The sequence below is a fragment of the Williamsia sp. genome, assembly GCF_016462415.1.
Classification (GTDB): domain Bacteria; phylum Actinomycetota; class Actinomycetes; order Mycobacteriales; family Mycobacteriaceae; genus Williamsia_A.
The window spans coordinates 1-23,270 of sequence record NZ_JAEMTF010000039.1; the positions used below are offsets into that span (position 1 = coordinate 1).

Genomic DNA, 23,270 nt, shown 5'->3' on the forward strand with positions numbered 1-23,270 from the left:
CCCTCGAGCTTGACGGCGTGCGCCCCGCCCTCCTTGAAGAACCGGATCGACGACTCGAGGGCCTGCTGGGCGCCGGCCTCGTAGCTGCCGAAGGGCAGATCGGCGACGACCAACGCATGCGGTGCGCCGCGGACGACGCCACGGACCAGCGGGATCAGCTCGTCGACGCTCACCGGGATGGTGGTGTCGTAGCCGTAGACGACATTGGCCGCGGAGTCACCGACCAGCAGGACGGGGATCTCGGCGGCATCGAAGATGCGTGCGCTGGAGTAGTCGTACGCGGTGAGCATCGACCACTTCTCGCCCTCGGCCTTCATCTGCGCCAGATGATGGACGCGGGTGATGCGGCGGGGTTTGGCGGGGGAGTCGGTGTTCGACGAGTCGGCGGGGGTGGACACGGCGCCGTACACAGAATTCTCAGACATCGTTGTCTCTTTCGTGCCTCGAGTCTCGCTCGGCGAGTACCCGGGTGGATGTGACCCGACCAGTCTGCACCCGTCGACGCCGTCTCCCACCTGCGACAGGCTGTGCAATGGGTCACATCTGCGACTCGTGGCACCATGGGCCGATGCTCCGATGCCGCCTGACGCGACGATGATCCGACCGACGCGGCGGCGGTGCCTGCGGGCGGTCGTGCCGTTCCTGGTCGTCGTACTGGGCGCCTCCGCGTGTACCAGCGACCTGACGCGCGTCGGATCCGCTGCGGAACAACCGTCATCGGCTCGGGGATCCTCGGCGTCCCCGGGTTCGTCGATCGCCCCCTCGGACGGAACCCTCGACCGCTTCTACGGGCAACAGATCGCCTGGGGCTCCTGCGGCGATTTCCTGCCCGACGGGCAGTACTCCCGGGAGCGCAGCCAGTGCGGTCGCCTCACCGTCCCTGTCGACTACGCGAAACCCGACGGCGCCACCGCGTCGATCGCGATGTTCCGTTTGCGCGCGAGCGGCGACCGCACAGGCGTCCTGCTCACCGACCCGGGTGGCCCGGGCGGATCGGGAGTCGACTTCATGGGCAGTGCCGCCGGACAATTCGCCGATCTCGAGATCGGAAAACGTTTCGACATCATCGGTTTCGACCCGCGCGGCGTCGGACGATCGACCCCCGCCATCCGGTGCCGATCGGACGCCGAGCGCGACCGGGTGCGGGCGACGGACTGGGTCGACACGTCACCGGCGGGGATCGACGCGGTCCAGAAGCGCAACGCCTCGGTCGGTGCCGAATGCGCGCAGAAGCTCGGGAAGGAGTTCCTCGCGCACGTGGGCACCGCCGACGTCGTCCGGGACATGGACGTGATGCGCGGTGCACTGCGCGCCGATCAACTCAACTACCTCGGGTACTCCTACGGCACGCGGATCGGCGCCGCCTACGCCGAGCAGTTCCCCACGCGGGTCCGCGCGATGATCAACGACGGCGCGGTCGACCCCGCGGCCGATCCGGTCGCCGACGTCGTGGCGCAGAACGCAGGTTTCCAGCGGGCGTTCGAGCGCTTCGCCGTCGACTGCGCATCGATGGCCCAGTGTGCGCTCGGAACCGATCCCACGAAGGTCACCGCTCGCTACCAACAGCTGGTCCGCTCGCTGATCGGCAGACCGGCGAAGACAACCGATCCGCGCGGCCTCACCTACGCCGACGCGATCACCGGCACCGGGCAGGCGCTCTACACCCGGACGTTGTGGCGGTACCTGCGAGACGGGCTCGCCCAACTGTCGACCGGACGCGGTGACACCCTGCTGCGCCTGGCGGACCTCTACGAGGGCCGCGACCGGTCCGGACGGTACGACAACAGCGCCGATGCGTTCACCGCCATCCGCTGCGTCGACGGGCCCGCCATCACCGACCGCGCCGCCCTGGACAAGCTCGACGTGACGCTGCGCGCGTCGGCGCCGTTCCGCGACGACGGTCGGGGATCGGGCCGCGGTGCCGCGGACGAGTGCGCCTACTGGCCGGTGCCGCCGACGTCCACCCCGCACCGGATCGACGCGAAGGGACTGCCGACGACGGTCGTGGTGTCGACCACCGACGACCCCGCCACCCCCTACGAGGCGGGGGTGTCGTTGGCCGATCAGCTGACGGCGCGACTGGTGACCTTCAAGGGCACCCAACACACCGCGTCGTTCGAGGGTGTGGAATGCCTCGACGCCCCGCTCACCCGCTACCTCGTAGATCTCACCCTGCCTGCCGTCGGTACCACATGTTGAGATCGGGTCCGCAAACGCGCTGGAAATTCCACCCGAAGTGCGTCCGTAACACGGATTTAACAGCGCACTTCTAGCCTTCGAGCATGGATCGTCAAAAGGAATTCGTGCTTCGGACGCTCGAAGAACGAGACATTCGATTCGTGCGACTCTGGTTCACCGACGTGCTGGGTTACCTCAAGTCGGTGGCCATCGCCCCCGCCGAACTCGAGGGCGCCTTCGTCGAGGGCATCGGCTTCGACGGTTCGTCGATCGAGGGGTTCTCGCGGGTGTCGGAGGCCGACACCATCGCCAAGCCCGATCCGTCGACCTTCCAGGTCCTCCCGTGGACGACGAGCAACGGCAAACAGCACTCGGCCCGCATGTTCTGCGACATCGCCATGCCCGACGGGACGCCCTCGTGGGCGGACTCGCGGCACGTGCTCCGCAGGCAGCTGAACAAGGCCGCAGACCAGGGTTTCACCTGCTACGTCCACCCCGAGATCGAGTTCTTCCTCCTCAAGGACGCGCCCACCGACGGCACCCCGCCGACCCCGTCGGACACCGGTGGCTACTTCGACCAGGTGGTGCACGGCAGCGCACCGAACTTCCGCCGCCACGCCATCGACGCGCTCGAGTCGATGGGTATCTCGGTGGAGTTCTCCCACCACGAGGGCGCGCCCGGTCAGCAGGAGATCGACCTGCGCTACGCCGATGCGCTGTCCATGGCCGACAACGTCATGACCTTCCGCTACCTCGTCAAAGAGGTCGCCATGGCCGAGGGTGTGTGGGCGACGTTCATGCCCAAGCCGTTCAGCGAGCACCCCGGTTCGGCCATGCACACCCACATGAGCCTGTTCGAGGGCGACACGAACGCGTTCCACAACCCCGACGACCCGATGCAGCTCTCCGAGACCGGCAAGAAGTTCATCGCCGGGATCCTGCATCACGCCTCGGAGATCAGCGCCGTCACCAACCAGTGGGTGAACAGCTACAAGCGGCTGATCCACGGTGGCGAGGCGCCGACCGCGGCGAGCTGGGGTGGCGCCAACCGGTCCGCGTTGATCCGCCTGCCGCTCTACACCCCGAACAAGGCGTCGTCGCGGCGCATCGAGGTCCGCAGCCCGGACTCGGCATGCAACCCGTACCTGACGTTCGCGGTGCTGTTGGCCGCCGGACTCAAGGGCGTCGCCGAGGGCTACGAGCTGCCCGACGAGGCCGAGGACGACGTGTGGTCGTTGACGTCGGCCGAGCGTCGGACCATGGGCTACAAGGAACTGCCGGGCAGCCTCGCCGACGCACTCAAGGCGATGGAGTCCTCCGAACTGCTCGCCGAGACATTGGGCGAGCACGTCTTCGACTATTTCCTGCGCAACAAGTGGTCGGAGTGGAACGACTACCGCAGTCTGGTCACGCCGTTCGAACTCAACCGATACCTGGCGCTGTAGTACCCCTCCTCGACCCGCTGACCCGGCGTGTTCGAGGAGTCTGCGCTCCGACGTGAGACCGCGACGGCTACCGTCGTGGGCGTGAGACCTCTTGCCACGCGCACCACGGTGCCCGCGCCGGGGCGTCTCGGGCTGATCGACGACACGGCCGGCTCCGACCTCGCCACCCTCGGATGGAACACGCCGGAATCGATTCCGCTGCTGTGGTCGCTGTCGCGTGCGCCCGACCCCGACCTCGCGTTGCGAACGCTGATGCGTCTGCGAGCGTCGGTGGGCGACGACTGGTCCGAGATCGACGTCCTCCTCCACAGTCGTCCGTGTTTCCGCGGTCGGCTCTTCGCCGTGCTCGGCTCCTCGGAGGCCCTCGGCGATCACCTGGTTGCCGAACCGACCACCTGGCGGTTGCTGGACTGCGACGACCTCCCCACGACCGACGAGATGGCGCACCAGCTGCTCGACGCGGTTGGTGCGGTGGCCGAACCCGGTGCCGACGGGAGCCCTGTCCACCGGGCGTCGACGACCGGTCCGCCCGCGGTCGTCGCATTGCGCCTGGCCTACCGGAACATCCTGTTGCAGCTCGCGGCCCGTGATCTCGCGCCCGCGGTCGAAGACGAACCGGTGCTGTGGTTCCCGCAGGTCGGGCAGTTCCTCGCCGACCTCGCCGACTGTGCTCTCACCGCAGCGCTGTCGGTCGCGGTCGCCGAGGTCCTGGGCGACAAGCCGTTCGAGGGCCGCCTGGCGGTCATCGCGATGGGCAAGGGCGGAGCCCGAGAACTCAACTACGTCAGCGACGTCGACGTCATCTTCGTCGCCGAACCCGCCGACGCGACCTCGGCGCGCATCGCCGGGGAGATGATGCGGATCGGTTCGCTGGCCTTCTTCGAGGTCGACGCGGCCCTGCGTCCCGAGGGCAAGGCCGGTGCACTCACCCGGACCCTGGCCTCGCACGTGGCCTACTACCAGCGGTGGGCCAAGACCTGGGAGTTCCAGGCGCTGCTCAAGGCCCGGCCGATGACCGGGGACATGGCGCTCGGTCGGGACTACCTCGCCGCCGTCTCGCCGATGGTGTGGGAGGCCAGCGAGCGCGAGGACTTCGTCCACGAGGTGCAGGCGATGCGGCGGCGTGTCGAGAGCACCGTCCCTGCCGGTCTGCGTGAACGTGAACTCAAGCTCGGCAGCGGCAGTCTGCGGGACGTCGAGTTCGCCGTCCAGCTCCTGCAGCTCGTCCACGGCCGTGTCGACGAGTCGCTGCGGGTCCTGTCCACCGTCGAGGCGCTCACGGCGCTCACGGCGGGTGGCTACGTCGGCCGCGACGACGGAGCCAACCTCACCGCGTCGTACGAGTTCCTGCGCCTGCTCGAACACCGTCTGCAGTTGCAGAAGCTCAAACGCACCCACCTGTTGCCCGAGTTCGACGACATCGAGTCGATGCGGTGGCTCGCCCGCGCCGCACACATCCGGCCCGACGGTCAGCTCGACGCGGCCGCGACGCTGCGCGAGGAGATCCGACGGCAGGCCCACCGTGTCCGCCGCCTGCACGAAAAGCTTTTCTACCGACCACTTCTCGAGGCAGTGGCCAGGTTCGACAAGGACGAGCTGCGTCTGTCCGACGATGCCGCGGTCCGACGGCTCTCGGCGCTCGGCTACGCGAAACCCGAACACGCGCTGAGTCATCTGCGGGCGCTGCTGACCTCGAAGGGCCGCCGCGGTCAGATCCAGGAACTGCTGCTACCGACCCTGCTCGAGTGGATCAGCCGCACACCCGATCCCGATGCCGGTCTGCTGAACTACCGGCGGTTGTGCGACGAGGTCAGCGAACACGACTGGTTCCTGCGGCTGTTGCGCGACGAGGGGGTCGTGGCCGAGCGGCTGATGAAGGTGCTCGGTGCGTCGGCCTACATCGCCGATCTGCTGATGCGCTCGCCCGACGTCATCCGCCTCTACGCCGACTCGGCGAACGGGCCGCGGCTGATCGAGGTCGACCCCGACGACGTCGCCCGCGGCCTGGTGGCGTCGGCATTGCGCGCCCAGGACCCCAAACGTGCCATCGCCGTCGCCCGGTCGCATCGTCGAGCCGAGTTGGCGCGCATCGCATCCGCCGACGTCCTCGGCATGCTCGACGTCGCGCAGGTGTGTCGCGCCCTGTCGAGTGTGTGGGCCTCGGTGCTCAATGCCGCTCTGCGCGTGGTGATCGACGCCTCGGTCGCCGAACGCGGCGAGCCGGCACCCGCGCGGATCGCGGTCATCGGGATGGGCCGCCTCGGTGGTGGTGAGCTCGGATACGGGTCCGACGCCGACGTGCTGTTCGTCTGCGATCCGATGCCCGGCGTCGACGAGGCCGTCGCGGTCCGCTGGGCCAACACCATCGCCGACCGCGTGCGCAAACTGCTGGGCACCCCCAGTGCGGATCCGCCGCTCGAGGTGGACACCGGGCTGCGTCCGGAGGGGCGCAACGGGCCGGTCGTGCGCACGTTGGCCGCCTACGCCGCGTACTACCGGCAGTGGGCGCAGGCGTGGGAGATCCAGGCGCTGCTGCGTGCACGGCAGTGCGCGGGCGACGACCAGTTGGGTATCGCGTTCCTGCACATGGCCGACGAGATCCGTTATCCCGCCGGGGGAGTGTCGCCGGATGCGGTGCGCGAGATCCGTCGCATCAAGGCCCGGGTCGACGCCGAGCGGCTTCCGCGCGGAGCCGATCCGTCGATGCACACCAAGCTCGGGCGCGGTGGGCTCGCCGACATCGAGTGGACCGTCCAGCTGATGCAACTGCGATACGCGCACCGGCTGCAGACGTTCCACAACACCTCCACCCTGCAGACACTCGACGCCATCGGCTCGGCCGAATTGCTCAGCGAGACCGACGTGTCGCTGCTCAAGGAGGCGTGGCTGACGGCGACCAAGGCACGCAACGCATTGGTCCTGGTGCGCGGCAAGGCCGTCGACCAGCTGCCCGGCCCCGGCCAGCAGTTGCGGGCGGTGGCGTTCGCCGCCGGATGGCCCGAGGACCAGGCGAACGAGTTCCTGGAGAACTACCTGCGCGTGACCCGACGGGCGAAGTCGGTCGTGCTGAAAGTGTTCGGCGGGTGAGACCGAGACGATCGGGCCGGCCGCGCATGCGCACGGGGGAGCGACTGGCCCACCGTTCGGCCCTGTTCAAGATCGTCTACTTCGTCGCGGTCGTCCTCGGGTGGGCGCTGCTCGCCGCGGCCATCGGAGCCATCTGGCTGCACTACTTTCCCGGTCGGGGCCGGGTGTCGACCGCGGCCGCGAGCGCCGTTCCGTTGCTGATCGGTGCCGGGATCCCGGCCCTGGTCATCCTCGCCCTGACGCGGCGGTGGATCACCGTCGTTCTCACGGTGATCGCCCTCGGGGTGGGCATCTGGACGCAGGCGCCGCTGCTGCGTGGTGTCGCCGATCCCGGCGGGGATCGGATCACGGTGGTGCAGGCCAACATCAAACTCGGCGCAGGTGACGTCGACGCGGTCGTCGCGCGCGTGCGCTCGAGTGGTGCGCACCTGCTGACCATCGAGGAGATGACACCCGCGGCGCTCGACCGACTGCGTCGAACCGACCTGCGGTCGATGCTCCCGTACGAGTTCGCGGTCCCCGGGACCGGTGGGGTCGGGACCGGCATCTTCAGCCGCTACCCGCTGCGCAACACCGCACAGCTCACCGACTTCGGGCTGAACAATCTCCGTGCCGACGTCGATCTGCCCGGGGCGCCTGCCACGACGGTGTTCGCGGTGCACCCCATCCCGCCGTACCCCTACGACCCGGCGCGGTGGGTGCGCGAGATCAAGCTCCTGCGCGACACCCTGCACGCGTCACCCGCCGAGAACGTCATCGTCAGTGGCGACTTCAACGCCACCTGGGATCACGCCCAGTTCCGTGCGCTGCTGCGCAACGGATTCCGCGACGCCACCGAACAGGTCGGTGGCCGGTGGCATTTCACCTACCCGACCAATCACTGGTACGGCCCGCTGATCGGGATAGACCACGTACTGGCCCGCGGGTTGACCGCGGTGTCGCTGAACACCTTCGACGTACCCGGATCCGATCATCGGGCACTGGAGGTGTCCCTCACCGCACGGTGAGTCAGGTCGTCGGAGCCTGCGCGCGGGCCAGGGCGGCGACGGCGTGCGCGAGGATCTCGACCGACTCGGCGAGCAGCTTGTGTCCGCGATCCTCGTCGAGATGGGCCTTCGCGATCGCCGCGATACCGGCCGCTTCGTCTGCTCGCTCGGCTGCCTGCTCAAAGCTCATGGTGTGTCACCTTCGCGTTCGTCGTGGAGTGCCGTTCGCCCCGGTGGTCGTTGCCTCCGTGGTCCCTTCGGACTCTATCGGCCACCGTGCAGCACGGGGATCGATCAGGCAAGCCGAACCCGGCACCTGCTCAGAGGATCTGCGTGGCCGCGAACGCGGCGAGTATCGCCGCGGGGATCCGGCCGCGTTCGGCCACCCGATGACCGTTCTGTCGGGCCCAGACCCGGATCGTCATCGACGAACTCTCGGAGCGCTTCGAGAGATGACGTGCCTTCGTGAGCCGACGTGGGGGGACTTCTCGCGACCTGGCGAGCACCGTGGCGAACGACGTGGCCCCGCTCTCGATGGCGTCGAGATTGCCGGCGCTGGTCTCCAGCACGAACCGCTCGCCGCGCCATGTCCATTCGACGAACTGGATGTCGCTCGGGAGCAACGGCTCACCGTCGAGGTCGTCGGTGTACGAGATGGATATGACTGTCGACATGCGCGATCACTCAACCTTGGGTTGCCGTGGTCCGATGCTAGGCCGACGCGGGGGAGTCGCGTAACCGCCTCGGGAGGGGCAAAACAGATCACCCGCCCGGCCAGAGGCCGGACGGGTGATCGACATCGAGTGCGCCGCGGAGCGGATCAGCAGTCGTAGTACAGCGAGAACTCGTACGGGTGCGGACGGATCTGCACCGGCATGATCTCGTTCTCACGCTTGAGCGAGATCCAGGTCTCGATCAGGTCCTCGGTGAACACGCCACCTGCGGTGAGGTAGTCGTGGTCCTCCTCGAGCCGGTCGATGACCGCCGACAGCGAGGTGGGGGCCTGCGGGATGCCCTTGGCCTCCTCCGGCGGGAGCTCGTAGAGGTCCTTGTCGACGGGCTCGTGCGGCTCGATCTTGTTCTTGATGCCGTCGAGTCCGGCCATCATCATCGCGGCGAACGCGAGGTACGGGTTGCCCGAGCTGTCCGGGCAACGGAACTCCAGGCGCTTGGCCTTGGGGTTGTTACCGGTGATCGGGATACGCACGCACGCACTGCGGTTGCGCTGGCTGTAGACCAGGTTGATGGGGGCCTCGTAGCCGGGCACGAGCCGCTTGTAGGAGTTCACCGTGGGGTTGGTGAACGCGAGCAGCGACGGCGCGTGGTGCAGGATGCCGCCGATGTAGTGGCGCGCCAGATCCGACAGACCCGCGTAGCCGGCCTCGTCGTGGAACAGCGGCTTGCCGTCCTTCCACAGCGACTGGTGGGCGTGCATGCCCGAACCGTTGTCACCGAACAGGGGCTTGGGCATGAAGGTGACCGACTTGCCGTTCTGCCAGGCGGTGTTCTTGCAGATGTACTTGAACAGCATCACGTCGTCGGCGGCGTGCAACAGCGTGTTGAACTTGTAGTTGATCTCGGTCTGACCGCCGGTGCCGACCTCGTGGTGGCCGCGCTCGAGTTCGAAGCCCGAGTTGGTCAGGTTCGTCGAGATCTCGTCGCGCAGGTCCACGTAGTGGTCGTACGGGGCGACGGGGAAGTACCCGCCCTTCGGGCGGACCTTGTAACCCAGGTTGGGGGTGCCGTCGGGGTCGACGGGCGATCCGGAGTTCCACCAGCCCGAGGACGACTCGACCTCGTAGTGGGTCGAGTTGATCTCGGAGCTGAACGACACCGAGTCGAAGATGTAGAACTCGGCCTCGGCGCCGAAGAAGCACGTGTCGGCGACACCGGTGCTGGCGAGGTAGTCCTGCGCCTTGCGCGCGACGTTGCGCGGGTCGCGGCTGTAGGCCTCACGCGTGAACGGGTCGTGCACGAAGAAGCTGACGTTCATGGTCTTGGCCTTGCGGAACGGATCGATCCGCGCGGTCGCCGGGTCCGGCAGGAGCATCATGTCGGACTCGTCGATCGACTGGAAGCCACGCACCGACGAACCGTCGAACGCCAGGCCGTCCTCGAACACGCTCTCGTCGAAGGCAGACGCCGGGATGGAGAAGTGCTGCATCACCCCGGGCAGGTCGCAGAAGCGGATGTCGACGTACTCGACTCCCTCGCTCTTGATGCCTTCGAGAAGTTCTTCTTGTGTGCTGTACACCTGTCGGTGACTCCTTTGTGGTGAGAGATCGCTGCGCAGCGAGACACGATCGTGAACGGTGGTGTTGCGCACCCAATACACTAGCCGCCGCGGTCTGGCCGGATACGCACCTATAGTGGATTCATGGGTCGTACTACTGGTTCGTGGTTGTCAGGTCCGCAGGCCGGTCTCGATCCGGTCGACATCGGCGCCTACCGCGGTGAGCGCCTCGGTCTGGCCGAGTCCGGCCCCAACTCGCTGGCGTCGTCCTGGCAGCGCGTGCTGGGTCTGTTCGTCGACTGGGTGCTCTGTTACGGCGTATCGCTCTTGTTCGTCGATTTCCTGTCGCCGACGCTGTCCACCACCGTGCTCGCGGTGTGGTTCGTGGTCGGCGTGGTGACGGTGACGCTGTTCTCGTTCACGCCCGGACAGTTCATCGTCGGGATGCGGGTCGCCCGCATCGACGGCGGGGGATCGGTCGGCATCGTCCGCGCGGTGGCACGACAGCTGCTGATCGTGTTCATCGTCCCGCCGCTGCTCAACGACCCCGAGGGCCGTGGGATGCACGATCGTGCGACCGGAACGGCGCTCGTCCGTACCCGCTGAGGCGGATCCGGCGCGTCAGCGCCTCCGCATAGAGCGCTGGACGTTCTTCATCTTGGCGCCCGCGGGCATCGGACCCTTCGGCATGCCCGGGCCGGAGCGGCCGCCCAGCGCGGCAAGCCGGGACTCGAGTGCATCCATCCGCTTGCCGTTGATGTTCTTCGGCAGCTTGTTGAGGTGGCGCTCGAGCTTCTTCAGCGGCACCTGCCCCTCGTCGTTGCCGACGATCACGTCGTAGATCGGGGTGTCGCCGACGACGCGGGCGATCTTCTTCTTCTCCTGCGCGAGCAGGGTGCGCAGCCGCGACGCGGACCCCTCGCCGACGAGGATCACGCCCGGCTTGCCGATCACCCGGTGCACGGCGTCGAGGTGAGCGTTACCGGTCACCGCCTGCTTGACCCGCCACGAACCCCGCAGGTTGTCCAGCGCCCATCCCGCGGCTCCGGCCTGGCCCTCGGCCTTCGCGAACACACTCTTCTGCACGCGACGACCGAAGATCACGAACGCGACCAACAGTCCGAGGAGGATGCCCAACGGCAGCAGGAACACCAGCGCACCGGTCAGCAGGCCGATCAGCACCGCGACGGCGATGATGCCGACGAGCGAGCCGATCATCAGCGGCAGGAGCAGCTTGTCGTCCTTGCGCTGCATCTTGAACGCCTGCCACAGCTGCGTCCGGCGTTCGCGCGACGCCTTCTTCCGAGCGGCTTTCGCAGCCGCCTTCGCCTCTTTCGTCGCCTGTGCCTTCGCCATACGGATCAGGATACTGACCCGCGAACGCGGAGATCACGTGCCGTCCACCCGACGTGGGCGCGGTGAGGTGTCAGCGCGCGAGACGCGCGAGAACCGAGGTCGCCTCCTGGCTGGCCCCGGACTCGTTCGCGAGGTGCGCCATCGAGTCGGGGAGCTCCCGGCCGTGGGCCCGCAGTGCCTGCGCGTAGAGACGGCCCGCACGGTACGACGACCGCACCAGTGGACCGGCCATGACGCCGGCGAACCCGAGCTCCTCGGCGTACTTCGAGTGCTCGACGAACTCCTCCGGCTTCACCCAGCGGTCGACGGGGTGGTGCCGCGGCGACGGCCGCAGGTACTGGGTGATCGTGATGATGTCGCAGCCGGCGTTGTGCAGGTCGGCCAGCGCCTCGCTGATCTCCTCTGGCGTCTCACCCATGCCGAGGATGAGGTTGGACTTGGTGACCAGGCCCGCATCCCGCGCGGCGGTGATCACGTCGAGGCTGCGCTGGTAGCGGAACGCCGGTCGGATCCGCTTGAAGATGCGCGGCACCGTCTCGACGTTGTGCGCCAGCACCTCCGGCCGCGAGGAGAACACCTCGGCGAGCTGGTCGGGATCGTTGTTGAAGTCCGGGATCAACAGTTCGACGCCGGTGGTCGGGTTGAACCGCTTGATCTCGCGCACGGTCTCGGCGTAGAGCCACGCGCCGCCGTCGGGCAGATCGTCGCGGGCGACACCGGTGATGGTCGAGTACCGCAGCCCCATGGCCTGGACACTCTCGGCGACACGACGCGGCTCGTCACGATCGAGGTCGTCGGGCTTACCGGTGTCGATCTGGCAGAAATCGCAGCGACGCGTGCACTGTTCGCCACCGATCAGGAACGTCGCCTCGCGGTCTTCCCAGCACTCGTAGATGTTGGGGCAGCCCGCCTCCTCGCACACCGTGTGCAGACCCTCGCGCTTGACCAGGGCCTTGAGCTCGGTGAACTCCGGTCCCATCTTCGCCCGGGTACGGATCCACTCGGGCTTGCGCTCGATCGGGGTCTCGGCGTTGCGGACCTCGAGCCGGAGCAGCTTGCGGCCACTCGGCGCGGCGGGCGCGGCGGCCGACTCGACGCCGGCGGATGCGGGGCTCTCCTGATGCACAGTCACTGTGTCGATGCTACGCCGTGTGGTACCAGCGGGCGGGTGTCGGTGGAGCCCACCTGCAGACGCCCGTCGAGCGCGTCGATCACCGTCCGGGCCACATCCGCGCGGACCGAGTCCACGTCGACGACGCGACCGAGTTGCTCGGTGAGCGAGGTCACGCCCGCGTCGGGGATGCCGCACGGGATGATCGTGCCGAACGCCGACAGGTCCGGATTGCAGTTGAGCGCGAAACCGTGCAACGCAACACCTCTGGCGACGCGGATGCCGATGGCGCCCACCTTGCGGGCCGGTTGGTGTGTCGTCGGGTCCTCGGGAACCCATGCGCCGGAACGGCCGTCGATCCGCAGTGTGTGGACACCGAGGTCGGCGCACACGCCGATCATCGCCTCCTCGATGCGGCGGACGTAGTCGACCACGTCGAGGGGTTCGGCCAGCGCGACGATCGGGTAGCCGACGAGCTGGCCGGGACCGTGCCAGGTGATCTTGCCGCCGCGGTCGACGTCGACCACCGGGGTGCCGTCGGACGGACGGTCCTCCGGCGCGGTGCGTTTGCCCGCGGTGTAGACCGCCGGGTGTTCGAGCAACAACATCACGTCGTGATCGAGCACCCCGGACGCACGGTCGGCGGCCAGGCGGTGCTGCTCGTCGAAGGCGGTCGCGTAGTCGACGAGTCCGAGGTCACGGACCTCGACCTCGGACCGCGAACGCCGGGCACTCGACGACCGGTCAGGCATTCGCGTAGCCCAGCCCGGCGTCGATGGTGGGGTGTTCGAACTCGAAACCGTTGTCGGTGAGCACGTCCGGGACAGCCCGCTGGCCGCCCAGCAACATCTCCAGCGCCAGCTCGCCGGCCGCCGCCCGCAGCAGCAGGCGGGGCACGAACAGCTTGGCCGGTCGGTGCACCGCTCGACCGAACGCGGCGGTGAACTCGGTGTTGGTGACCGGTTGTGGCGCGGTCAGATTCACCGGGCCGCTGATCTCGTGGTCGAGGACGAAGCGCACCGCACGGACGTGGTCGACCAACGAGATCCACGACATGTACTGCTCGCCGTCACCCAGCTTGGCGCCCAGTCCCAGCTTGAACAGCGGGCGGAGCTTGCCGAGCAGACCTCCGGACGGCGACAGCACCGGCGCGGTACGGATCAGCGCCACACGTGCCGTGGTGGCCAGCGCCGCGGTCCGTTCCCAGTCCCGCGCCAGCTCGGCGAGGAAACCACTGCCCTCGGGGCTCTGTTCGGTCATCACCTGATGGGAGGTGAAACCGTAGATCCCCGTCGCACTGGAACTGACGAACACCGGTACTCCGGCCGCGGTGATCGCCTCGGCCAGCACCTGAGTCGGCACCATGCGACTGTCGCGCAGCTTCTGCTTGAACTCGCCCGACCACGGTCGGTTGCCGATGCCCACGCCGCACAGGTTGACCACCGCGTCGACACCGTCGAGCGCGTCGGGGGTCACCCCGAACGTCTCCGGCGACCAACCGATCTCGTCGGCCGACCGCGGCTCCCGTCGGACCAGCCGCAGCACCTCGTGGCCGTCGGATCGAAGGGACTCGACCAGGGCGGACCCGATCAGCCCCGACGATCCGGCGACGGCGACCCGCACTAGAGGCCCAGATCTGCCGAGAAGGCCGCTTCCTCGAGACGATGCTTGACCGTGGTCAGGAATCGTCCGGCGTCGGCGCCGTCGATGAGACGGTGATCGTAGGTCAGCGGCAGGAACGACATCGACCGCACGGCGATCGACTCCGACCCGTCCTCGGCGGTGATCACGGTCGGGCGCTTGACGATCGCGCCGGTACCCAGCATCGCCGCCTGCGGCGGGACGAGGATCGGGGTGTCGAACAGCGCACCCTGGCTCCCGATGTTGGTGATCGTGAACGTTCCGCCCGCGAGCTCGTCGGGCTTGAGCTTGTTCTCCCGTGCCCGCTTGGCGATGTCGGCGATCGCGCGCGCCAGCCCGGCGATCGAGAGGTCGTCGGCGTTGTGGATGACCGGCGACAGCAGACCCTGCTCGGTGTCGACGGCGATGCCGAGGTTCACCGAACCGTGGTAGGTGATCTCCTTGGCGGCCTCGTCGATGCTGGCGTTGACGTTCGGGTGCGCCTTGAGCGCCTCGACGGTGGCCTTGGCGATGATGGGCAGGTAGGTGAGGTTGACCCCCTCCGACGCCTTGAACGACGCCTTGGCCGACGCGCGCAGCGAGACCACGCGGGTCAGATCGACCTCGAACACCTGCGTCAGCTGAGCACTGGTCTGCAGGGACTCGCGGGTCTTCTTCGCCGTGATCAGGCGGATCCGGTTGACCTTCTGGGTCGTTCCGCGCAGCTCGGCGAGCTCGGGTCGGACGCCCTTGGGAGCCGACTTCGTCTCGGCCGGAGCCGACGCCGCGGGTGCCTGGGCCGGTTCGCTCTTCTCCTGCGCCGGGGCCTTGGCCGCCTCGGCCGCGGCGAGCACGTCCTGCTTGCGGATGCGCCCACCGACACCGGTGCCCTTCACCGAGTCCAGGTCGACGTTGTTCTCGCCGGCGAGCTTGCGCACCAGCGGGGTCACGTACGGCGTGGACGAGTTCGATGCGTCGGAATCGGAGTCCGACGACTTCTCGGCGGCAGGCTTGCGGGTCTCCTGCTCCTTCGGCTCCGGTGCGGGCTCGGCCTTCTTCTGTTCCTCCGGCTCCGAGATGCGCTCGCGCTTCTCCGGTTCCGGCTCGGGCTCGGGCTCCGGCTCGGCGACCTTCTCGGCCTCGGCCTGGGGCTCGGACTTCTCTTCCTCGTCCGGCTCCGGATCCGGCTCGGACTTCGACGTCGGCTTCGCGTCGGCGGATCCGATGACCGCGAGACGGCCACCGACCTCGACGACGTCGTCCTCCTCGGCCACGATCTCGAGCAGCGTGCCCGCGACGGGCGACGGGATCTCGGTGTCGACCTTGTCGGTGGAGACCTCGAGCAGCGGCTCGTCCTCGGCGACCTCGTCGCCGACGGCCTTGAGCCAGTTGGTCACGGTGCCCTCGGTGACGGACTCGCCCAGCTCGGGCATCGTCACGTCGGTGCCCTCGGCGGAACCGCTGTCGTCGGCGCCCGCGGTGGGCTTCTCGGCGGGCTCGTCGGCGTCGGCGGACGGCTCGGGTCCGTCGTCGTCGGAGTCGTCGGTGTCCTCGAGGTCGCTCGGCTCGGTGCCGCCGGCCTCGTCGTCGTCGGAACCGCTGTCATCGGAGTCCGACGAGCTGTCGTCGGACGACTCGGCGGATTCGCCCTCGTCACCGATCTCGCCGAGGTCGCCTCCGACCTCCACGACATCGTCTTCCTGGGCGATGATCTTGGTGAGAACACCGGACTTCGGTGAGGGGATCTCGGTGTCGACCTTGTCGGTCGACACTTCGAGCAACGGCTCGTCCTCCTCGACCGTGTCTCCCTCCTGCTTGAGCCACCGGGTAACGGTTCCCTCGGTGACACTTTCACCCAGAGCGGGCATTTGGACGGAGAACGCCATGTTCGTCGACTCCTCGACTCGAGATCCGATTGATGCGGTCGCGTGTCTGGTCGCCGCGGGTAGGGCGACCGGGCAGCTGTGGTGACGAGGTACGGCCACCGATGAGAAACCCTACCCGTAGCGACCCCGTGCGCGTCGGCGGTGTCGTCGGGGAGTTTCGGGCGTTTCCTCCGGTGATGGACACCGCTCAGCCGAGAGCGGCGATGTCCTCGATGACCCCGATCATCGTGCGGACCGGCACCCCCGTACCGCCCTTCGGGGTGTAGCCCCACGGGCCACCGGTGTTGAAGGCGGGCCCGGCGACGTCGATGTGCGCCCACGCCACCCCGTCGGTCACGAACTCGCGCAGGAAGATCCCGGCCGAGAGCATGCCGCCCCATCGGTGGTTGGTGACGTTGGCGAGGTCCGCGACCCGGGACTTGAGATCGGCGCCGAGCTCCTCGGGGAAGGGCATCGCCCAGCCGTTCTCGCCGACACGCCGCGAGATGTCGGCCACGCGGTCGCGGAAGTCGTCGGTGCCCATGACCCCGGGTGTCCGCGTCCCCAACGCCACCATCTGCGCACCGGTCAACGTCGCGGTGTCGATGAGGTAGTCCGGCGAATCCGCGCACGCGCGGACGATGGCGTCGGCCAGGATCAGCCGACCCTCGGCGTCGGTGTTGATCACCTCGACGGTGATGCCGCCGTACTGGGTGAGCACGTCGCCGGGCCGCTGTGCGGTCGACGACGGCATGTTCTCCGCCATCGGGACGGTCGCGGTGACATCCACCTCGACCCCGAGTTGCGCGGCGAGGACGACGGTGGCGACGACGGCGGCCGCGCCGCCCATGTCGGATGTCATGTTCTCCATCCCCGCGGCCGGTTTGATCGAGATGCCGCCGGTGTCGAAGGTGACGCCCTTGCCGACGAGCGCGACCTTCTTGGCGTTCTTGTTTTTGCTCGAGTAGCTGAGTCGGACGAGCCGCGGCAACCGGGAGCTGCCCTTGCCGACACCGACGATGCCGCCGTAGCCCTGCTCGATCAGGGCCTTGTCGTCGAGGATCTCGACGTCGAGACCGGCCTGCTTGCCGAGCGCCTCGGCGCGGGCGGCGAACTCCTCGGGGTAGAGGTGGCTCGGCGGGGTGTTGACGAAGTCGCGGGCGACGGCGACCGCGGAGGCGATCGCGCGCGAACGGTCCAGCTCGGCGGCGCCGTCGCGCGCCGACGGGGCGGTGAGCAGTGCGACCGCGCCCAGCGGGGCCTTGGTGGACTTGGTCTTCGCCGAGCGGAACTCCTCGAACCGGTACGCGCCGAGGTGGAAGCCCTCCGCCGCCGCACCGAGATCGACCGTCGACAATGTCGTCACGGCCGTACCGACTCCGGTCAGGGCCCGCGCGGCGACACCCGCGGCACGTCGCACCGAGTCCGGCTTCTCCAGCGCCGACGCGCCTCCGAGACCGACGGCCAGGACACTGGCCACACCCAGCGCCGTCGGTGCGACCACCCGCGTGACATCGCCCGCACCGGACGACGCGCCGACCGCCGCCAACGCCGCGGAGATCTCGGCGACGATTGCGTCGTCGATGAGTCCGTCGCCGACGACGGGCACCGGTGCCGCGTCGGTGCCGGCATCCTCGGACGCGGCCACCAGGCCGATCACGAGGACGTCGGCGGCCGCCTCGGAGACCGAGGTCGCGAGGGCCAGGTCGGGGCCGAGCTGTCGATCCGGGGTGGTGCTCATACGGTCTCTCTCCGATCGTCGGGAACGACACGAGCCTAGTGGCCCGGGCCGGGGGAGAGTCTGCGTGCGGCATCGGAACCGGTCGGCAGATAGGTTGTCTGCCATGAGCGCCGAAACCCTGCTGGGACCGATCAACGACACCCACGAGCGGATCGGTGCAAGCTTCGCCGATTTCGGCGGATGGTCCATGCCGGTGTCGTACTCGGGCACCGTCGCCGAACACACCGCGGTCCGTGAGCGCGTCGGTATCTTCGACGTCAGCCACCTGGGCAAGGCGTCGGTGACCGGTCCGGGCGCGGCGGAGTTCGTGAACCGCTGCCTGACCAACGATCTGGCGAAGATCGAGCCGGGCCGCGCGCAATACACGCTGTGCGCCACCGAGTCCGGGGGAGTCGTCGATGACCTCATCGCCTACTGGGTGTCCGACGACGAGGTGTTCCTGGTGCCCAACGCGGCGAACACCGCCGCGGTCGTCGCCGCGCTCGCCGCAGTGGCCCCACCGGAGATCAGCGTCGTCGACCGGCACCGCGACTACGGGGTGTTGGCCGTCCAGGGCCCCCTGTCGTCGGAGGTGCTCACCGCGGTGGGGCTGCCCACCGAGATGGGCTACATGTCCTACGTCGACGCCGATCTGACCATCGGTGGACGCGCCCGGCCGATCCGCGTGTGCCGCACCGGGTACACCGGTGAACGCGGGTTCGAACTGCTGCCGCTCTGGGACGACACGGCCGACGTCTTCGAGGTCGTGCTGGCCGCGGTGACCGAGGCCGGGGGGCTGCCCGCCGGGCTCGGCGCCCGCGACACCCTGCGCACCGAGATGGGCTACCCGCTGCACGGTCACGAACTGTCCACCGAGATCAGTCCGCTGCAGGCGCGGTGTGGCTGGGCCGTGGGATGGAAGAAGGCGGAGTTCTTCGGTCGATCGGCGCTCGTGGCCGAGAAGGAGGCCGGGCCGGCGCGCCGTCTGCGCGGTCTGCGTGCGATCGGGCGCGGGGTCCCGCGTGCCGACTGCGCGGTGCGCACCGCGGACGGGACCGTCGTGGGTCTGTGCACCTCGGGGACGTTCTCGCCGACCCTCAAGGAGGGCATCGCGCTGGCCCTGATCGACACCGCCCCCGGGCTCGCCGACGGCGACCACGTGATCGTCGACGTGCGAGGCCGTGACCTCGAATGTGAGTTGGTGGCACCGCCGTTCGTGCAGACGTCCACCAGCTGAGCGACGCCGGCACGACCACCGCCACCGAGGCGACAGGGGCGGGGCGCCCACGGGCTAGGATTGCCTGATGACCGTGGAGTTCACCCGGACCGAGCACCCGAACCCGGCGTCGCTATCGCGACGTTCCGAGATCCTGTCTGCGCCGGGCTTCGGCAACTACTTCACCGACCACATGGTGAGCATCGACTGGGATGCCGACCGCGGATGGCACGACGCCTCGGTGGTGCCGTACGGGCCCATCTCTCTCGACCCGTCGGCGATGGTCCTGCACTACGCCCAGGAGATCTTCGAGGGACTCAAGGCGTACCGGCAGGCCGACGGCACCATCGCGTCGTTCCGCCCCGACGCCAACGCCCGTCGCCTGAACAACTCCGCGCGGCGACTCGCGATGCCCGAACTGCCCGAGGACGTCTTCCTCGGATCGCTGCGGGCACTGCTCGCCGCGGACCACGAGTGGGTCCCGGCGGCCGGCGGCGAGGACTCGCTCTACGTGCGACCTTTCATGTTCGCCACCGAGGCCGCTCTCGGGGTGCGTCCGTCCAACAGCTACCGCTATCTCGTCATCGCCTCACCGGCGGGTGCGTACTTCCCGGGTGGCGTCAAGCCGGTCAGTGTCTGGTTGTCCTCGGAGTACGTCCGTGCCGCCCCCGGCGGGATCGGCGACGCCAAGACCGGCGGTAATTACGCCGCGTCGTTGCTCGCCCAGGCGCAGGCCGCCGAGCACGGCTGCGAACAGGTCGTGTGGCTCGACGCCGTCGAGCGCCGCTTCATCGAGGAGATGGGCGGGATGAACCTGTTCTTCGTCCTCGGTTCCGGGGCCGACGCGCGGTTGGTCACCCCGGAGTTGTCCGGGTCGTTGCTGCCCGGCGTCACCCGTGACTCGCTGCTGGCCCTGTCGGTCGACGCGGGTATCGCCGTCGAGGAGCGCAAGGTGAGCAGTGAAGAGCTGCGCAAGGGCGTCGCCTCGGGCGACATCACCGAGGTCTTCGCCTGCGGCACCGCCGCGGTGATCACCCCGGTCGGCCGGGTCAAGGGTGACTCGGACGACTATCAGATCGGCGACGGAACGCCCGGCGAGGTGACCACCGCGCTCCGCGACACACTCACCGGCATCCAGCGCGGCACGTTCGCCGACACCCACGGCTGGATGACCGAGCTCCACCGGCCCTGACCGGAGTCAGATCAGGAAACCGACCACCGCGACGGTCGTGCCGAGTTCGAGCACGGCCCCGAGGACGTCACCGTTGATGCCACCGAAGCGGCGCGCGCAGTGCGCCGACACCACCCAGGCGCCGGCCGTGATCACACCGACGACGATGAGCCCGCGCCACCAGACGTCGATGTCGACGAGGGCCGCGCCGATGAGTGCGAGGACCGTCCAGACGACGATGGACCATCGTTGACTGTCCGCCACCAGCGCACCGAAACCGTTTGCCGCGGCGGATAATCCGCGTCGGCACGCGGTCAGTACGGCGACGCGGCCGAGTGCCACCGCGACCACGATGGACCACCATTCGTGTGAGTCGGCCAGCGTGCCGACCCCGGCGGCCTGCACCAGCAACACCACCAGCAGGGCGGCTGCCCCGAACGGTCCGACGCCGCCGCTGTGCATCACCTCGCGCGCCCGTTCGGGCGGTCCGTAACAGCCCAACCCGTCGACCGTGTCGGCCAGACCGTCGATGTGCATCCCACGCGTCAGCAACCCCAGCGCCGCGACGACCAGCGCGCCGACGACGATCGACGGCAGCTGCGACAGCGACAACACCGCGGCGAGGCCGGCCGCGACCCCACCGAGCAGGATGCCGACCACCGGGGTCGCCGCGATCGCCCGCGCCGCGGCGGGCCGGTCGATCTCGACACGTGGTTGCGGTATCGGTAGGACGGTCAGCCACGACACGGCCAGATGAGTGCCGTGAACCGAGCGCGTCAGCGACACCGCGCGTCAGACGGGGGCGGGCGCCGCGGCATCGGCGTCGGAGACGCCGGCGTCTGCGAACGTCGCCATCGAGGCGAGGGTCGCGACCGCCGCCTGCACGATCGGCAACGCCGTCACCGCGCCGCTGCCCTCACCGAGCCGCATCGAGAACTCCAGGACCGGCTCGAGCCCCAACTGCCGCAACGCGATCGAGTGCGCGGGCTCGTCGGAACGATGCCCGGCCAGCCACCACTGGGCGGCGCCGGGCGCGAGATCCTCGGCGACCAACGCGGCCGCGGTCACCACCACCCCGTCGAGGATGACGGGGGTGCGTCGCAGTGCCGCCTGGGCGAGGAAACCCGCCATGGCGGCGATATCGGCCCCGGCGATCGCTGCGAGCAGTGCGATGGGGGAGCGCGAGACGGCGCGACCGCGACGCATCCCGTCACGGATCGCAGCGGTCTTACGGATCCACCCGTCGTCGTCGACGCCGGTACCCCGTCCGACCACGACGACCGGCTCGGTGTCGGTGAGCACGCCGATCAGCGCCGCCGCCGGCGTCGTGTTGCCGATCCCCAGGTCGCCGGCGATGAGGAGGTCGACGCCCGAGTCGACGAGTTCGTCGGCGATCGCGCGTCCGTTGGCTACCGCGGCGTTGGCCTCGGCTGCGGTGAGCGAGTCGGTGGTGCGCAGGTCCTGCGATCCGCGGCGGACCTTGAACCGACTCAGCGACGGGTCGAGGTCGGCGTCGACGGAGATGTCCTCGACACGGACCGTGGCGCCCGCGCGGTCGGCCAACACGTTGATCGCGGCGCCGCCCGCGCTGATGTTGGCCACCATCTGGGCGGTGACCTCGGGTGGGTAGGCCGAGACCCCCGCATGGGCGACGCCGTGGTCGCCGGCGAAGACGACGACGGTCGGGGTCCGGAAGGGTGCCGGGGGGCACGCGCCCTGACACGACGCCGCCCAGTTCGCGATCTCCTCGAGCCGACCGAGCGACCCGGCCGGCTTGGTCAGTTGCAGCTGACGGGCTTCCGCCTGTGCGGCGATGTGCCGCGACGGCGACTCGATCACGTCGAATTCGTCTGCGGCGCTGTGATGGTCGCCGACGGTGGCCGGGACCGACGCGACGGTGTCGGAGGAGGCTTCCGGTACGGTGTCGCGCTCGGTCGGCGCCTCGGCAGCGACGGATGCAGCCGCGACAGCGGCAGCGGTCGGTGCGGAGGTGATCTGCGTGTGGGTGTCGGCCGTCGCCGCCGATGGGGTCGCGGTCGCCGTGGCGACGGTGTCGCTGTCGGCGAGGTCGATGGGTCGTCCCGCGACCACCAGCACCACGCGGTCACAGGCCGCGGCGACGGCGGCATTGACACTGCCGAGTTCCTGCTGGAAGCGGCGACCCGACGGTGTCGGGGCCACCAGTGACAACCCGACCTCGGGGCTCACCAGCACCAGATCACCCTCGAACGCGTCGATGGCGGCGCAGAGTTCGGTCGTCCGCGCGCTCAGGTCGACGGCCGGGTCATCCCAGCCGCCGACACTGTCGAGGTAGGACGACACCCAGTTGCCCAGGTCGTCGATCAGCGACGGCGTGGTGGCGTCGGCGCGCAGCGCTTCGGCGAGGTCACCGGTCTCGACGGTGGTCCAGGTGTCGGGTCGGCGTCGGCGGTGCCGGTCGATCCGTGCACTCCACTCGGGATCGCCGGTGGCGGGGGTCACGGCGGTCGCGAGGTAGCGGACCGACTCCGCGCCGTCCGCCGCCGCGATCACGTCCTCCGCATACGCCGACTTCCCTGAGTGAATACCACCCAGTATCAACGTCCGCATGTGGCTCAGACCGCGTCGCCGGGCTTGACCTGGGGACGGGGGGCACGCATGAAACGCATCTGCATCGATCGGCTGAAGGAATACCAACCCAGCTTGAAGCCGCCGTCGGGGGTGTCCGGGAAGCGTTCGCGCACACGGTTGTTGACGATCCGACCGAGGATCACGCCGTCGATGATCAGGAACACCGCGAAGATAAGCATCAGCAGCGTCGCGTAGACGGCGATGGCGGGCAGGAACATGATCACGATGAGCAGCACGGCGAACGGCATGAACAGGCCGGCGAAGTTGCGGCGGGAGTCGACGATCTCGCGGGCGAACTTGCGCACCGGGCCCTTGTCGCGGGGCATCAGGTACTTCTCGTCGCCGTCCATCATCTTCTGGCGCTGTTCGGCGCGCGCGGAGCGGCGACTGTCGGACTGCTGCTTGCGCTCGTCTCGGCTGAGCTTGGCCCCGCCGAGTTCCTTCTTGCGGGCGCGGGCCTCGGCGCGCGTCTGAGGCGCAGGGGCGACAGGTCCGCGACGACGCCCCTCGGCGTCACGCCGTCGAGGTGTCGGTCGACCCTTGCCCTCGGTCTGCTTGCGTGTGGTGACGGTGGAGGCCGCGCTCTGACCTGCCCCGTCGTCCGCGCTCGCGGTGTCGCCGGCAGCACTCGCCGACGTCTCGTCCTTCTTCCAGGGCAGCTTCACCAGACCA

Annotated in this window: 20 protein-coding genes; 7 read left to right on the plus strand and 13 right to left on the minus strand. The window is 69.0% G+C overall.

Annotated elements, in window-relative coordinates:
* On the minus strand, positions 1-425 hold a 425-nt coding region (locus JHC79_RS11510), incomplete at its 3' end, for a 3-methyl-2-oxobutanoate hydroxymethyltransferase (RefSeq protein ID WP_296390794.1).
* Positions 426-576: 151 nt separating this feature from the next.
* Between JHC79_RS11510 and JHC79_RS11515 the strand changes: the two genes are divergently transcribed.
* The 4 genes from JHC79_RS11515 to JHC79_RS11530 all read left to right on the plus strand — a co-directional run bounded on the left by JHC79_RS11515 (position 577) and on the right by JHC79_RS11530 (position 7,717).
* On the plus strand, positions 577-2,199 hold the full coding sequence (locus JHC79_RS11515) for an alpha/beta hydrolase (protein ID WP_296390796.1): 1,623 nt from the start codon (positions 577-579) through the stop codon (positions 2,197-2,199).
* 83 nt (positions 2,200-2,282) lie between these two features.
* Complete coding sequence (glnA, locus tag JHC79_RS11520) at positions 2,283-3,623, plus strand: type I glutamate--ammonia ligase (RefSeq protein WP_296390797.1); 1,341 nt, start codon at positions 2,283-2,285, stop codon at positions 3,621-3,623.
* Between the two features lie 81 nt (positions 3,624-3,704).
* A complete protein-coding gene (locus tag JHC79_RS11525) occupies positions 3,705-6,710 on the plus strand; it encodes a bifunctional [glutamine synthetase] adenylyltransferase/[glutamine synthetase]-adenylyl-L-tyrosine phosphorylase (RefSeq protein WP_296390799.1) in 3,006 nt (1,001 codons plus the stop codon).
* A gap of 26 nt (positions 6,711-6,736) precedes the next feature.
* Entirely contained in the window at positions 6,737-7,717 is a 981-nt protein-coding gene (locus JHC79_RS11530) for an endonuclease/exonuclease/phosphatase family protein (RefSeq protein WP_296390802.1), read from the plus strand.
* Position 7,718: 1 nt separating this feature from the next.
* Here JHC79_RS11530 and JHC79_RS11535 read toward each other — a convergent pair whose 3' ends face one another.
* The 3 genes from JHC79_RS11535 to glnA (JHC79_RS11545) form a co-directional block, all read right to left on the minus strand.
* The gene (locus JHC79_RS11535; protein WP_296390804.1) at positions 7,719-7,886 is read right to left on the minus strand and encodes a hypothetical protein; all 168 of its coding nucleotides are present in this window, start codon (positions 7,884-7,886) and stop codon (positions 7,719-7,721) included.
* A gap of 130 nt (positions 7,887-8,016) precedes the next feature.
* On the minus strand, positions 8,017-8,370 hold the full coding sequence (locus tag JHC79_RS11540) for a histone-like nucleoid-structuring protein Lsr2 (protein WP_296390805.1): 354 nt from the start codon (positions 8,368-8,370) through the stop codon (positions 8,017-8,019).
* 146 nt (positions 8,371-8,516) lie between these two features.
* Complete coding sequence (glnA, locus tag JHC79_RS11545) at positions 8,517-9,950, minus strand: type I glutamate--ammonia ligase (protein ID WP_296390807.1); 1,434 nt, start codon at positions 9,948-9,950, stop codon at positions 8,517-8,519.
* A 123-nt stretch (positions 9,951-10,073) separates the two neighbouring features.
* On the opposite strand from glnA (JHC79_RS11545), the gene JHC79_RS11550 reads away from it, so the two are divergent.
* Positions 10,074-10,535, plus strand: coding sequence for an RDD family protein (locus JHC79_RS11550; protein ID WP_296390809.1), 462 nt, complete (start codon positions 10,074-10,076; stop codon positions 10,533-10,535).
* A 15-nt stretch (positions 10,536-10,550) separates the two neighbouring features.
* Here the strand turns inward: JHC79_RS11550 and JHC79_RS11555 are convergent, their stop codons facing one another.
* The 6 genes from JHC79_RS11555 to JHC79_RS11580 form a co-directional block, all read right to left on the minus strand.
* Positions 10,551-11,285, minus strand: a complete 735-nt coding sequence (locus JHC79_RS11555) for a DUF4191 domain-containing protein (protein WP_296390811.1) — start codon at positions 11,283-11,285, stop codon at positions 10,551-10,553.
* Between the two features lie 70 nt (positions 11,286-11,355).
* On the minus strand, positions 11,356-12,417 hold the full coding sequence (gene lipA / locus JHC79_RS11560; RefSeq protein WP_296390813.1) for a lipoyl synthase: 1,062 nt from the start codon (positions 12,415-12,417) through the stop codon (positions 11,356-11,358).
* On the minus strand, positions 12,414-13,148 hold the full coding sequence (lipB, locus tag JHC79_RS11565; protein ID WP_296390815.1) for a lipoyl(octanoyl) transferase LipB: 735 nt from the start codon (positions 13,146-13,148) through the stop codon (positions 12,414-12,416). The genes lipA and lipB overlap by 4 nt, the downstream gene beginning before the upstream one ends.
* On the minus strand, positions 13,141-14,019 hold the full coding sequence (locus JHC79_RS11570) for a TIGR01777 family oxidoreductase (RefSeq protein ID WP_296390817.1): 879 nt from the start codon (positions 14,017-14,019) through the stop codon (positions 13,141-13,143). The genes lipB and JHC79_RS11570 overlap by 8 nt, the downstream gene beginning before the upstream one ends.
* Entirely contained in the window at positions 14,019-15,902 is a 1,884-nt protein-coding gene (gene sucB, locus JHC79_RS11575) for a 2-oxoglutarate dehydrogenase, E2 component, dihydrolipoamide succinyltransferase (RefSeq protein ID WP_296390820.1), read from the minus strand. The genes JHC79_RS11570 and sucB overlap by 1 nt, the downstream gene beginning before the upstream one ends.
* 187 nt (positions 15,903-16,089) lie before the next feature.
* Positions 16,090-17,622 carry a leucyl aminopeptidase gene (locus tag JHC79_RS11580; protein ID WP_296390822.1) on the minus strand — a complete coding sequence of 511 codons (1,533 nt, stop codon included), beginning with the start codon at positions 17,620-17,622 and terminating at the stop codon, positions 16,090-16,092.
* A gap of 103 nt (positions 17,623-17,725) precedes the next feature.
* Between JHC79_RS11580 and gcvT the strand changes: the two genes are divergently transcribed.
* A complete protein-coding gene (gcvT, locus tag JHC79_RS11585; protein WP_296390824.1) occupies positions 17,726-18,838 on the plus strand; it encodes a glycine cleavage system aminomethyltransferase GcvT in 1,113 nt (370 codons plus the stop codon).
* Between the two features lie 67 nt (positions 18,839-18,905).
* Complete coding sequence (locus JHC79_RS11590; RefSeq protein WP_296390827.1) at positions 18,906-20,009, plus strand: branched-chain amino acid aminotransferase; 1,104 nt, start codon at positions 18,906-18,908, stop codon at positions 20,007-20,009.
* A 6-nt stretch (positions 20,010-20,015) separates the two neighbouring features.
* Here the strand turns inward: JHC79_RS11590 and cobS are convergent, their stop codons facing one another.
* From cobS to JHC79_RS11605, 3 genes are read right to left on the minus strand one after another with little or no spacing between them, the layout of a single operon-like run.
* Positions 20,016-20,735: an adenosylcobinamide-GDP ribazoletransferase gene (gene cobS / locus JHC79_RS11595; protein ID WP_296390829.1), complete on the minus strand. Its 720-nt coding sequence runs from the start codon at positions 20,733-20,735 to the stop codon at positions 20,016-20,018.
* A gap of 45 nt (positions 20,736-20,780) precedes the next feature.
* On the minus strand, positions 20,781-22,577 hold the full coding sequence (gene cobT / locus JHC79_RS11600; RefSeq protein WP_296390832.1) for a nicotinate-nucleotide--dimethylbenzimidazole phosphoribosyltransferase: 1,797 nt from the start codon (positions 22,575-22,577) through the stop codon (positions 20,781-20,783).
* A 5-nt stretch (positions 22,578-22,582) separates the two neighbouring features.
* Positions 22,583-23,263: a DUF3043 domain-containing protein gene (locus JHC79_RS11605; RefSeq protein WP_296390833.1), complete on the minus strand. Its 681-nt coding sequence runs from the start codon at positions 23,261-23,263 to the stop codon at positions 22,583-22,585.
* Positions 23,264-23,270 lie beyond the last annotated feature (7 nt).